The sequence below is a fragment of the Flammeovirga aprica JL-4 genome (genome assembly GCF_012844305.1).
GTDB lineage: Bacteria > Bacteroidota > Bacteroidia > Cytophagales > Flammeovirgaceae > Flammeovirga > Flammeovirga aprica.
In genome coordinates, this window is sequence record NZ_JABANE010000460.1 from 1 (window position 1) to 502 (window position 502).

At 60.4% G+C, this 502-nt stretch carries 1 protein-coding gene; it reads right to left on the reverse strand.

The genetic code is table 11. The features are described from left to right. Nucleotides 1-56 precede the first annotated feature (56 nt). Nucleotides 57-502: threonine/serine exporter family protein (locus HHU12_RS34945; protein WP_169661262.1), on the reverse strand; the 446-nt coding region annotated here is incomplete at its 5' end.

Sequence of the window (502 nt, forward strand, 5' to 3'; positions counted from 1 at the left end):
GACGGCGGGGATCGCCGCCAGCAGCATGTCTTCCGCCAGCGCAAAAATAAATGAGATTATGCCCATCCGCGCAGCCCCCATACGGTCATGGCCATCACCACGCCAATGCAGGTGGCGAGGGTTAGCAGGCTGGCAATCGCCCAGCGGGCGAGTCCGGTATTGATATGCCCTTTAAACATATCGGCGACGGCATTGATTAATGGAAAACCCGGGACCAGCAGCAGAACGCTGGCGGCCATGGCAATGGTCGGCGTGCTGGCAAACGCCGGGAGGCGCAGCAGCAGCCCGGAGATGGTGGTGGCGACAAAGGCGGTGATGCAGAAGTTGATCTGCGGATGCATGGAGCGATGGGTCAGCATCTGGCGAATGTACATGGCTACCGTGCTGGCGCAGAAGCTGACCAGCGCTCCATCCCAACCGCCGTTATTCAGTTTGCAGAAACAGGCGCAGGAAAGACCCACCATCAGCACCAGCAGCCAGCGCGGATAGCGCAGGGGAACGA